General features: G+C 45.1%; 7 protein-coding genes. 6 read left to right on the forward strand and 1 reads right to left on the reverse strand.

What is annotated here, in order from left to right:
* Positions 1 to 12 precede the first annotated feature (12 nt).
* From GVN20_RS29700 to GVN20_RS15910, 4 genes are all read left to right on the forward strand, one after another.
* On the forward strand, positions 13 to 2,433 hold the full coding sequence (locus GVN20_RS29700) for an exo-alpha-sialidase (RefSeq protein WP_166559291.1): 2,421 nt from the start codon (positions 13 to 15) through the stop codon (positions 2,431 to 2,433).
* 274 nt (positions 2,434 to 2,707) lie between these two features.
* Positions 2,708 to 4,261 (forward strand): DUF4394 domain-containing protein, encoded by a 1,554-nt coding sequence (locus tag GVN20_RS15900; protein ID WP_166559292.1) that lies wholly within the window; start codon positions 2,708 to 2,710, stop codon positions 4,259 to 4,261.
* 229 nt (positions 4,262 to 4,490) lie between these two features.
* A complete protein-coding gene (locus GVN20_RS15905; RefSeq protein ID WP_166559293.1) occupies positions 4,491 to 6,152 on the forward strand; it encodes a hypothetical protein in 1,662 nt (553 codons plus the stop codon).
* Between the two features lie 99 nt (positions 6,153 to 6,251).
* Positions 6,252 to 7,919, forward strand: coding sequence for a hypothetical protein (locus GVN20_RS15910; protein WP_166559294.1), 1,668 nt, complete (start codon positions 6,252 to 6,254; stop codon positions 7,917 to 7,919).
* Positions 7,920 to 7,953: 34 nt separating this feature from the next.
* Here the strand turns inward: GVN20_RS15910 and GVN20_RS15915 are convergent, their stop codons facing one another.
* Positions 7,954 to 10,431, reverse strand: a complete 2,478-nt coding sequence (locus GVN20_RS15915) for a YfhO family protein (RefSeq protein ID WP_166559295.1) — start codon at positions 10,429 to 10,431, stop codon at positions 7,954 to 7,956.
* 613 nt (positions 10,432 to 11,044) lie between these two features.
* On the opposite strand from GVN20_RS15915, the gene pfkA reads away from it, so the two are divergent.
* On the forward strand, positions 11,045 to 12,019 hold the full coding sequence (gene pfkA / locus GVN20_RS15920) for a 6-phosphofructokinase (protein WP_114070472.1): 975 nt from the start codon (positions 11,045 to 11,047) through the stop codon (positions 12,017 to 12,019).
* A gap of 475 nt (positions 12,020 to 12,494) precedes the next feature.
* A complete protein-coding gene (locus GVN20_RS15925; protein ID WP_166559296.1) occupies positions 12,495 to 12,893 on the forward strand; it encodes a hypothetical protein in 399 nt (132 codons plus the stop codon).
* Positions 12,894 to 12,994: the final 101 nt, after the last annotated feature.

The following is a 12,994-nucleotide window of genomic DNA, read 5'->3' on the forward strand; positions in this document are numbered from 1 at the left end:
AACCCTCACACTATGAATCTAAAATCATTCTTTTTACTTGTATTCACTTTTGTAGGCACGGTGCTTCGAGCGCAGACGCCGGCTGTTTTGTTGGTCAAGGAAGAGTTTATTTTTGACAATCCGCCCGTTCCCTCCTGCCATGCCTCCAGCATTGTGCAAGTGGGCGACCAACATTTGATGGCAACTTGGTTTGGCGGTACTGCCGAAGGAAAACCCGACGTAACCATCTGGTTGTCAGAATACCAAAAAGGAAAATGGAGTCAACCTAAGCAAATGGCCGACGGTATCATCGATGCCAACAAGCGGTATCCCTGCTGGAATCCCGTTTTGTTCAAAACACGCGAAGGAAAGCTAATGCTTTACTACAAAATAGGGCCTAACCCGCGCGAATGGTGGGGAATGGTGCGTTATTCTACCAACAACGGAAAAACGTGGTCGGCCCCCGAAAAGCTGCCCGATGGCATGTTGGGCCCGATAAAAAACAAACCTATTCAACTCGCTAACGGGGATATTTTGCACCCGACCAGCACCGAAAGTGTGACGGGAAATGTTTGGCATGTACATTTAGAAAAAACGGACAAAAACGGCAACAACTGGCAAAAAATTAGCATCGATAACGGCAATTTTGGTGCTATTCAGCCCAGTATTTTGACCTACCCTAACGGCAAAATGCAGATGCTTTGCCGCAGTCGTCAAAATGTGGTAGTAGAAACATGGTCGACCGACGGCGGCAAAACGTGGAGCCCGGTCAGTGCAACTAGCCTGCCTAATCCGAACTCGGGCACCGATGCCGTAACCCTCAAAAACGGTACACAAATTTTGATCTATAACCCCCTCATTCGCGGAAGTGACTGGGCAAAAGGGCGCAATAAACTGCGCGTAGCGGCCTCCAAAGACGGTATCAATTGGCAGGACATTTATTCGTTGGAAGACGAAGGCAAGGGCGAATTTAGCTACCCTGCCGTGATTCAAACCACCGACGGATTGGTGCATATTACGTACACCCACGAGCGCAAAAACGTAAAACACGTAGTGTTGAAAGTGCCCGATGTGTTGCCACCAAAACCCGTTGGGCCCACTCCTTCAAAAGCCCAAATGGGCTGGCACGAAATGGAGCAAAATGCATTTATTCACTTCACTACCAACACGTTCACCGACTTGGAATGGGGCTACGGCGACGAGAAACCCTCTATTTTTAACCCTACCCAAACGGATGTAGACCAATGGATAAAAACCCTCAAAGACGCAGGCTTTAAGGGCGCTATCCTGACGGTCAAACACCACGATGGTTTCTGTCTGTTTCCTAGTCAATACACCGAACATTCCATCAAAAACAGTCCGTATAAAAACGGCAAAGGCGACATCGTTCGGGAAGTGGCCGATGCCTGCAAAAAACATGGCCTCAAATTCGGTATCTATTTGTCACCTTGGGACCGCAACCACCCCGAATACGGCAAACCAGGTTACGTGGAATATTACCGCAATCAGCTCAAAGAGCTATTTACCAATTACGGCCCTGCCTTTGAAATGTGGTTTGATGGGGCCAACGGCGGCGACGGCTACTACGGCGGTGCCCGCGAAAAACGCCAAATCAAAGGCTCTACCTACTATGACTGGCCAAAAACGCTTGATCTGGTGCGCCAAATGGAGCCCAATGTCATTTTCTTTAGCGATGCTGGGCCAGGTGTACGTTGGGTGGGAAATGAGCGCGGCATAGCAGGCGAAACCAACTGGAACAGCATTACGCCCGATACACTCTTTGCGGGCAAAGGCGGCATTGAAAAACTGTTGAATACCGGCTCAGAAGATGGCACCCAGTGGATTCCTGCCGAGGTCGATGTATCGATTCGTCCGGGCTGGTTTTACCACGCCAAGGAAGATTCAAAAGTGCGTACCCCCGAAAATCTCTTTGATATTTACCTGACATCGGTAGGACGCGGGTCAACGCTGCTTCTAAATGTGCCACCCGATCGCCGGGGATTGATTCACGAAAATGACGTAAAAGCCCTGCAAGGCTGGCGCGCCATGATTGACCGCGAATTCAAAACCAATCTGGCGGCCAACGCCAAGACCAAAGCCAGCTCTTTCCGGGGCAATGCCGTTTATTATGCTTCTGCCAACCTCACCGATGGTAACAAAGACACCTACTGGACTACCAACGACGACGTCACTACTGGAAGCGTGGAGATTGATTTGGGCAAAACCCAAACGATAAAATACGTTACGTTAAAAGAGTATATCGCCATGGGTCAGCGCGTTAAATCGTTTGAAATAGAAGCATGGCAAAACGGTGCATGGCAAAAAGTTGCCCAAGCCACCACCATTGGTTATAAGCGTATATTAAAATTAACGCCCGTACAAACCAGTAAAATCCGGGTGAATATTACCGCTTCAAAAGCCTCTCCAGTGCTTTCTGCGGTTGAAGTTTATTAACAAAATCTGCTTTTTATGGCTGTTACGATGAAAAAAAACAAATCGTAACAGCCATAAAAAACAAACAACGTTTCTTCTACTATCCATCGCCTATATCGGGCTATTTATAAATCAAAAGGTTATTTTAACCTGCTATTCTCTTCAACTATTTATCATACATTCGCCCATTTATGCCATTGAGCGAGTCCAATGCTTAAAATCCAGGCGTAAATTTTCTACGTAGGTACGGTTGTCCAATAGGTATCTTACTAACACTATTTAACAACCTTGTATCATGTTCCACGTCAAAAAACATCTACGTTTGTTTGCCGTTGCAGCCATTACGTCGCTGCTTGCGCTCAACTCTTGCACTGATCACCGCTTACCGCCGTCGCCTCAGACACTGCCAGATGTTTCGTTTTATGCCCTTAACGACAACAACCAATTGATGTTTATCAATGTACGGGCCACGAGTACTCCCACCTCAACGGTGACCATTTCGGGACTGCCAACGGGAGAAAAAATACGCGCCATTGATTTCCGCCCCGCTACGGGCCAGTTGTATGGCGTTGGTAGCGACAGCCGTTTGTACGTCATTAATCCTACGTCTGGCGCAGCCCGCATGGTAGGAATGAACCCTTTGAATCCAATGATCAATGGCACCATGATTGCTTTTGATTTTAATCCAACCGTAGACCGTATTCGCTTAGTAACCAACACGGGCCAAAATTTACGCCTCCACCCCGAAACAGGCGCTGTTGCCGTAGTAGATGGAGCTATCAATGGCGCACCTGGCGCGATGATTACTGGGGGAGCATACACCAACAACAGAGCGGGCGTAACTAGTACGACACTATTCAATATCGACCCCGTCAATGACCGCCTCTACCGCCAAAATCCGCCTAACAATGGAACCTTGGAAGAAGTAGGTACCCTTGGTCTGGACATCACGGGAACCTCAGGATTTGACATTTCCCCCAACGGCGACGCCATCGCGGCCGTAACTGTCTTTGGGCAATCCGAATTGAATCAGGTGAATCTGTCAACGGGCCGCCTCCAAAAGCTGGGCGACCTTCCAGCCAACATCATTGGTATCGCCATTCCAACGGAGCCTGTTGCCTACGCCATTGACGACGCCAACAACCTACTCATTTTCAACCCAATCGCTGCTTCCCCCGTCACTCCCACCACCAAAACCATTATGGGATTGCAAATGGGTGAGAGCATCCTTGGCATTGATTTCCGTCCTTCCAACGGTCAGTTGTACGCGTTGGGCAGCACGAGCCGAATCTATACACTTACGGTCAATGCCGCCAATACCGCCACCTATACCGCTACGGCTTTAGGGGCAGGGCCTTTCACGCCTGCTTTATCAGGAACAAGTTTTGGGTTTGATTTTAACCCCGTACCCGACTTGATTCGGGTAGTGAGCAATACACGGCAAAATTTGCGCGTAAGCCCCGTAACGGGCGCTATCAATAATGTAGACACGGAATTGAGCATCATGTCGGCCAACGTCAGCGCCGCCGCTTACACCAACAACTTTGCGGGCACCATGACCACCACCTTGTATGACATTGATACGCCTGCGGGAGGCAACGCCATGCTTTATACCCAAAATCCACCCAATAACGGAACACTAAACTTGGTAGGCTCATTGGGCATCCAAGTGGAAAGTGCCAATGGTTTTGACATAGGCGGCGCCAGCAACACGGCTTATGCGTTGCTTCGTGCGGGAGGAACAACGGGCGTTTATTCCATTAACTTGACCACGGGAGCTGCAACCCTAGGCTCTACCCTACAAGGCAATCCAACCGTGCGCGCCATGGCGGTAGGATTAGGTTTTTAACCCCACAATGGAGGGATTGTTTTCCGTCAAGTCTCTTGCAAGACAGCCTTTTTGGGAAAATAACATCAACGATTTAGAATTTGATTTGATAAGGGCAGGCTTTAGGTCTGCCCTTTTTTTGCGGGGTTTTCTCCACCCAAAATGTAACATCACAACCTGCAATAAATTCTTACTTTTGTGGCTAATTGTTGAATACGCACTGTTTTTGTCTGCTACAGTCCCTTTATCTATGACTCCAACGAATTGGATTTATTTTGATACCTCTCCTACCACGTGGTGGCTGCTAAACCATTTGGCACTGGGGGTCGTAAGTTTTTGGTTGATTCGCCGCCAGCAAGCCCTTCCCGATTGGGTTTTCTTACTTGCTATCGGGGCCGTCACTGGGCTGATGCGACTTCCTGTCTTTTTATATAATTTACCACTCAATCCCGACGAAAGCCAGCTCTTAGCCCAAGGCCTAACGTTGGCATACGATCCTATTCTTTACCGTTCCGTCGACCCTACCACGAGTGGACCATGTAATAGCTTTTTACTCACTTTTCTATATCTACTGGGATTCAAACTTGATTTTCATTTGGCCCATGTGCTTAGTTGGGCGCTTACATTTGCTTCTTTGGTGTTGATTTATCAATCCCTCAAACGACTGCAATTACGCCTCTACGCCCAATTGGCCTTGTTGCCAGCGGTGGTTTTTGTGAGTTTTGGGCAGGATGAAGACTATCTGCATTATTACAGCGAAAGCCTCTCCATCGTTTTGTTAAGTCTGAATGTGTATTTAATGAGTTGTTGGCACCAACAAAAAAAGGTACGTTTATTTGAGCTTACCGTTTTTGGTATATCTACCGCGCTGATTGTGCTGTGTAAAATTCAGGCTCTTCCGTTGGCTTTTGTGCTAGGCGTGGGCTGTCTTTTCTTTATTTACACCCTTCACAAACAGCAATTTTTCGTTTACGCATCTGTACTGACGTTGAGCGTACTCGGTGTATGGGGTGCGTGGTTGGCGCACATGTGGAGCTACGGAGTGCTGGAAGATTTTTATTTTTACTACATCAAGGCCAATGCCCTGCTAAAAAAGAATTTCGTGGCCAATTCGCCCAAGTCTCCGCTCAGGCTATTGCTTATGTTTCCCCTCATCATTTACACAAACGGCAAAGGAATCGAATATTTCTTTTTGCCTATACTCCTCTTGGGGGTAGGTTTTCTAAGTTTTGTATTTTTCAAAAGAAAGCATTGGAAAACCCTGATAATCAAACACTATTTTTGGACCATTATTGTAGCTTATGTGGTCATGGTCATCATCACAGTTATCCGCACGGGCAGTTTTTATCCCCACCATTTTACCTATTTTATTTTGCCTTGCTGCCTCCTAGCAGGCCTTTTCTTGAGTTCGTTACCTACTCAATGGAATTGGATTGTTTTACTGACCCAAGGCATCTATTTCTCGCATTTGCTTATCGGTACCATCACTAAAAAAGGCATAAATAAATATCCCACCTTTATTTCCGAAATGGAAGAATTAAGTCCCGTTGGCCGTACTATCTTAAGATATGCTAAGCCTGGTGAATACCTTGTGGTTTGGGGTTGGGATTGTCAATACTATGTTGAAACGCAGATGCTACAGGGTGTAAACGAAAATCACAGCGTCAGAAGCGCGATGGAACATTCGCTTCAAGATGTGTATTTACAGCGGTATGTTCGCGATATGACGCGCACCAAACCAGCTATTTTTGTGGATGCCATTACCACCGAGACCCTCTGGATGGAAGACCCTGATAAGTACGGTCACCAAAATTATCCAGCATTAGCCAAAGAAATTTCAACCCATTATACCCTAAAAGCCACCGTAAACGGGGTAAGAATTTATGCGCGAAATTCTAAAACAACCTTATAAATTGGGTAATAATTCGATTTTTGGCTGCGAAATTGAGCATACTATGCAGTACTTTTAACTCTTTCTAATACCCAAAACCCTAGTAATCCCCTTCGTTTTATGACGCCAATTTGGATGCAGTTTGATTCTTCACCTACCTATTTTTGGATAACAGGACATGTACTTTTAGCCATTTTTAGTGTTTGGTTATTGCTACGACGGCAACCGCTTTCAAATGGGCTTTTTTATACAATTACGATTTTATTGACGGGGTTTATGCGTTTACCTGTTTTTCTATTCAATTACGAACTCGACCCCGACGAGAGTCAAGTGTTAGCACAGGGATTGACGCTGGCTGTTGACCCCATCATTTATCAATCCGTCGACCCCACCACGGGCGGTCCCTTGACAAGCTATTTTTTGGCGGTTTTGGCGTACGCTGGCGTTACCCTCAATTTTCATTTAGCGCATCTATTGGGTTGGGTGATTACCCTGATTTCGTTGTTTTTCACTTATCACGCCGCCACTTTTTTGGGCCTCAAAAAAACCGCTCAGTGGGCTATGCTGCCATTTATCGCTTTTACAGGTTTTATCCAATTAGCCGATTTTGTCAGTTTTTACAGTGAAACGACCTCCCTTTTTTTATTGAGCATAAGTCTTTGGTTTTTAGCCTATTGGTCAACCCATAAAAAATTCACTACCCTCCAACTCATCCTTTTTGGTTTTTTGCTCGGGCTGCTTCCGCTCTGTAAAATTCAGGTGTTACCCATGGCTTTTGTGGTGGGAGTGTTTGCTTTTATTCAACTATTTCTGTTTCAGAAATCAAAAATGCTCCGCTACGGGGCAGTGCTTATGGGTAGTGTTGTAGCGGTGTGGGGCGTTTGGTGTCTGTTTCTTTTGAGCCATAACGTTTTGGACGACTTTGTGACTTTTTATATTCAAGCCAATTTTCAATATAAAGATGCCTTAGCTACCGCCAACAGTAGAAGTCCACTCCTCAATTTTTTCCGACTTCCGTGGGTCATCATTCGGGGAGGCAGTGGTTTTGAATGGCTATTTCTTCCTTTTTGTTTGCTGGCTTTCGTTTTTGTGGTCATTGTTTTTTTTCGAAAAAAAAGCCTTCGTTCTCTTTCGTTAGATTCTTTTTTTTGGTTGATGATTGGCGCTTATTTAGTCATGGCCGACATTGCCATAACCCGCACAGGAAGTTTTTACGACCATTATAACCACTTCTTATTTCTGCCTTTTCTGCTACTGATGAGTCTATTTATGAAGTATATCCCAACGGAGGCACGATGGATTGTTCTTTCTACTCAGGTTGTTTTTTTGGTTATTTTAGTGCAAAAAACACTTCTTCATCAACCTACAAATACTTACACGCATTATCCACGCAATGAAGACGTCAGTAACGCAAAAGTGTCTTCTGCTATTTTAAAATATGGAAATAAGGGGGATTATTTAGCCGTATGGGGCTGGTCGTGTACGTTTTATGTCGATACCCAAATGCCGCAGGGAGTCAATGAAAACCATACCACCCGAAGTGCCATAAAGCAACCTCTGCAACCTATTTATCTGGAAAGATACCTAAACGATTTGAAGCGAACCGAGCCGTCAGTCTTTGTGGATGCGGTAGGAGAAAAAGCCATTTGGATCAATGACCGCTCAAAATACGGCCACGAACGTTTCCCGATTTTAGCAAAATACATAGCCGACAACTACACGCTTAAAGAAGAATTGGAAGACGTACGCATCTATGCCCGAAACAAAAAAGGGAATCTGGCCCAATAACCAGATTCCCTTAAAATTAAACATTGTCTACCTCCTATAAATCATCAGTAGGTTTACGGCGATATTCCATAAAAATAGCCCCTACCAACAGCAATATCCAGGCAGCAGCCGCAAAGCGGTCAATCTGTTGCCCCATTTTGACGGCAGGAGGATCAAATTTAAACTCAATCTTGTGCTTACCAGCGGGCACTGTCATGGCTCTCAAAATGTAATTGGCCCTAAAATGCGGGGTTTCTTGCCCATCTACGTAAGCCTTCCAATCAATTCCTCCCCGGTAATAAATTTCGGAAAAGACCGCCACCTGCGCCACTTTTGAATCTGACTCATAGGTCAAATGATTGGGCTTATAATCGGTCAATCGAATGGTGGCGGAGGTATCAACCTGCGGATTCACGCTTTTTAATTGATCCGCAAAACGCTTATCAACAAATGCCGTTTGACGAGGATTAAAGGCATCCAGTGCTTTCAATTCTTCATCGGCATTGTTTACCTGCTTCACTTCTTTCACAAACCACGCGTTCCCCAAGGCGTCGGGATTGCGCTGTACAGTAGGCTGCCCATCCTGAGCTGGTACTATAAAATAGCGGGTATTAAGCATATTGTACACCGCCATGTTATTCTTAGACATCTGGGCATCTACTACCTCGCGGTACCGGCGCAGTGTAGCACCGTGATAGCCGCCCAGAGATTTATGAAAATACGAGGGTTTTGCATCCTGAAACGGACTCGTTGTCAAGTCAATGACACGGTAGTTAGGGTCAGTATCCTGCATGATTTGAAGGTTGGCAGGGCTAGGCTGAAACAGGTCGTCGTATGAATAATATTTTTGTTGGAAGCTATCGTTATTCAGATAACGACGGTCAACGGCCCACATATCTATCAAAACCAAGCCTGCCAATAGCACCGCCACGGCAGTCACATTTTTGAGCATTTGGTTGGCATACGCCCACACCAAACCCGCCCCGAGGAGAATAAAAATGAGGCTCCGAAAGGCATCTGCTCTCAACATATCACTACGGTCGGCCAATAATGCCGTGTAGATTTCATTGGCAGCGGCCCGGTTATTGCCAAACTGCTGCGTAAGATTTTCTACAAAACGGGGGTCGTTTTCGCTTCTAAAATCAAACAAGCCAGGTATCAGCGCAAACAAGAGCGCGACGCCTCCTGTCAGTCCTAAACTAATATAAAAAGGACGCTTTAGCTCCGACCAATTGGGCTTATTTGCCAACAAACTTTTTACCCCCAAGGCCGCAATAACCGCCACACACAGCTGCACCAACGACATAGCCATGCTCACCGCCCGAAATTTGTTAAACATCGGAACGTAGTCAAACAGGGTATAATTGAAAATGGCAAGGTTTTTACCCCACGAAATAAACAGGAAGAACACAAAAGCTACCGCAAAAGGGTACTTGTAGCGGTTGTCGGCAATGAAAAGCCCCAGCACAAACAAGAAGCAAATGATGGCCCCAGCGTAGATACCTCCGCCAACAAATGTCTGGTCGCCCCAGTACGTAGAGATTTGACGCACAAATTGCGAAGCGGTTTCGGGAGGGATATTGTACCGACCGAGGGTTTTATATACTTCCGATTTTTCGTCTAGCTCGCCCCCCGACGCTCCCCCCGAAAAATTCGGAATGAGCAACGTCAACGATTCCAATTTGCCGTAACTCCAGTTGAAGGCATAGTCACGGTCGAGGCCGTCACTGGTACTTTTCTGGCCCGGTTTAGGGCTTAATTCCGATTTGCCCCGGATAGTTTCTTTGGTATATTCCAATGTCGTCCACAACGTAGAAGTGTTGTTTGCCACAATGATTAGGCCGAATACCGCGATAAAAACCGTAGCGAGGATAAACTTACCAATGTAATTTTTACGAAAAGCCCTTACCAGTTCAAACAGCCCTAAAATAACCATTAAAAGCCCCGAATAGAAGGTGATTTGCGCGTGGTTTGCCCATAAATCCAGCCCCAATCCAAAACTAAATACCGAAGCACCCAGCCAACTACGCCCCCGATAGGCCCACACCATACCCGCAATCATGATAGGTGCAAAAGAGAGTGCATTTACTTTAGAAATATGCCCCGCTTCAATGATTTGGATATTGTACGAAAAAAAAGCGAAGGCAACAGCCCCCAAAACACTCGCCCACAGACCGCATTCGAGGGCAATAAGCAGCAAATACGCCCCCAACAGATAAAAGAAGATATAGCTGCCTTGTCCGAATTGACTGGTAAACATCCCGATGGGTGCCACTGCCCCCTTTGAAAGTCGCCCCCAAATAAAATACGTTGGCATTCCACCAAATGTGCTGTTGGTCCACCCCGACCATTCACCCGTTTTTTTGAAATAGTCTGCTACTTCATGCGACGAAGCGGCGGCTTGTAGTGGGTCAGTCTGAATCAGTACTTTTCCTTTAAAAACTGGGCTCATGTATCCCCACGACAAAATGGCAAAGCCCAAAATAACCAACAGGTGCGGCACTAATGATTTAAAATTTATTCCTTTTTTCATGTGATTATGATTCCTTATTCGATTTGAAGGGCGAAAATAGTGATTTGTTAAAGAGGTTTAGTAAACGGTTTGGTTTGCTCAAAAGCCAAGGTAATAATTACCCCTAGGGACCAATGATTTGGGCGAACTTTATGAAAATAAAAAAACTTGCAATTTGTTTTTAACGCAAATTCGTAAAGTTTGGTATTGAAATGAATCCACATGATGGCGAGATATTTACAAAACTCTGCCCCACCCTACTACGGTATAAATCAGCAATAATTGCCTAATCAGAGGTAGTTTAGCAATGTTTCTCTACATAATTTAAAGTTTATAGCATTCAGGCAAAAGTAGTAATTTTACGAATTGGGTTTGTTTAATACCAAAAAAGTTTTCGTTGGATTTGATGAATATACAAAGCCCAAAAATGGGCAAAACAAGACGATAAAATCCTGCTTCACAGCACTGTGCTGGGGTTCATCCCAAAGGAAAGCAAGTTAAATTTTCAAGAAAATTTCAAAATATTCGGTTTTTCATCGAAATAGAAAATAAATTTGTGTGTTTTTAGTAGAATGCGGTTTGGTATATACTGCGCCCTGCCAAAATAAGCAACCACCTTAATGCCTAACTTATGATTAAAAAAATTGCGGTTTTTACCTCCGGCGGTGACGCCCCCGGTATGAACGCCTGTATCCGCGCTGTGGTCCGTACTGCTATGTACTACGGAATAGAAGTATACGGTATCCGTCGCGGTTACAATGGGATGATTGCCGGCGATATTTATCAGATGACTTCTCATTCTGTTAGTAATATTATACAGCGTGGCGGAACCATTCTTAAATCGGCCCGCAGCAAAGAGTTTATGACCAAAGAAGGTCGTCAAAAAGCGTTTGAACAACTACAGAAATTCGGAATTGAAGGACTCGTTGCCATCGGCGGAAACGGAACGTTTACGGGTGCCACTATTTTTTACGACGAATACGGCATTCCTACCGTAGGCGCGCCAGGAACCATCGACAATGACCTCTATGGCACCGACTACACCATTGGCTACGATACCGCCGTAAACACAGCGTTGGAAGCCATTGATAAGATCAGAGATACGGCCGATTCACACGACCGCGTGTTCTTCATTGAAGTAATGGGCCGTGACTCTGGCTACATTGCCATCCAATCAGGAATTGCGGGCGGGGCCGAAATCGTAATGGTGCCCGAAGTACTGACGCCAATCTCGGAGGTTGTCGAAACCCTTAAGCAGGGCTGGAACCGGTCAAAATCTTCGTCTATCATTGTGGTTGCCGAAGGAGATGAAGAAGGCAACGCCGCCGAAGTAGCCGAAAAAATCAAATCAAGGGTTGAAATCGACATTGATATTAGAGTAACCACGCTAGGGCACATCCAAAGGGGCGGTATTCCGACGGCTTATGACCGGATTTTGGCAAGCCGTCTAGGGTTAGGAGCCGTGGAAGGCCTCATGAACGATCACAAAAACGTGATGGTCGGAATTATCCACAACGAAATCGTTTATACTCCTTTCAGGGATACCATTCGATTACCAAAACCCATTAACGAAGATATGCTTCGAATGGTAAAAATTCTGAGCACCTAGTTCTCGTATATTATTGAAGCATGAACCACTACAAAATACCCGTGCTTCAAATACACACAACCCTACAGAATAAGTTTTAGGGCGCGCCCAAAAACTTATTCTTTTCAATTTTTCGGTGGTTATGTCCTTTACCCACAATAACCTCGTGTCTTCTAAGCAGCCCATTGAAGTGATAACAACATTGTTGTATAAAATAATCTATGTGGCTTTTCCTCAAGTTTTTCATTCAGAATACTGATAATCAACGAAAATCTGTATGCTCAAATAGATGTTTGTACATTAATAATGACTTAAATCATTATTTTAAATATACCATATCGTTACATTTGTGAAATGTAATAGTCTGTCGTTCAGTTATTGCAGGTAGCCAATCTAGTTTTGTGGAGGTTTCGGCTGGCTATTCTCTACTTTTGGCATAAATAGAGGAATAGAAAACCTACTCATTTTGTTTTCAGCTCATTCTATTACCTGACCTATGAAACCTTCAAACGCGGCTTCTGAACTTTCAAAATCTTATGTTAGTACCAATGGGAAGCTGGTTTTGGTCGACCCACCTCTGAAGCATGTTTTTAAAACAGCAAAAGCCATCCTGAAAGAGCTGCCAATTTCCGTAATAAGCATGGTGACGGCAATGTTTTTATCCCAGCTATATTTACTTTTCCATATTTCCCAAACTCTTCAATCGACTGTCCATCGGTCAAATGTAAAAGCGTCCTTTTTTCTGTTTGTTATGTTAGGCGTATTTATTTGCATTGCTTTCAAGCTCGGTTGGTCGTTGGTGACCGAAAAAGAGGAAGCCTTACACAAAGCCGCCCTGCTCAGAAAAGCCCAGAATTTACAGAAAAACTCCGCTAAATTATCTTCAAAAAAATAAGAGGCCATTTTTTCTACCACAGAGATGCCGTAGATGCTGCTTCTAGCACTTGTAAAACTCAAACGAGCCCCGAATTTTGCTTGCTACACAGGAGTCAGCTT

The organism is Runella sp. CRIBMP (assembly GCF_009905605.1).
GTDB lineage: Bacteria > Bacteroidota > Bacteroidia > Cytophagales > Spirosomataceae > Runella.

Excerpts from the sequence above, each read along its gene's own strand:
- GVN20_RS29700 (WP_166559291.1), top strand. The coding sequence starts at position 13 with ATGAATCTAAAATCATTCTTTTTACTTGTATTCACTTTTGTAGGCACG.
- GVN20_RS15900 (WP_166559292.1), top strand. The coding sequence starts at position 2,708 with ATGTTCCACGTCAAAAAACATCTACGTTTGTTTGCCGTTGCAGCCATT.
- GVN20_RS15905 (WP_166559293.1), top strand. The coding sequence starts at position 4,491 with ATGACTCCAACGAATTGGATTTATTTTGATACCTCTCCTACCACGTGG.
- GVN20_RS15910 (WP_166559294.1), top strand. The coding sequence starts at position 6,252 with ATGACGCCAATTTGGATGCAGTTTGATTCTTCACCTACCTATTTTTGG.
- GVN20_RS15915 (WP_166559295.1), bottom strand. The coding sequence starts at position 10,431 with ATGAAAAAAGGAATAAATTTTAAATCATTAGTGCCGCACCTGTTGGTT.
- GVN20_RS15925 (WP_166559296.1), top strand. The coding sequence starts at position 12,495 with ATGAAACCTTCAAACGCGGCTTCTGAACTTTCAAAATCTTATGTTAGT.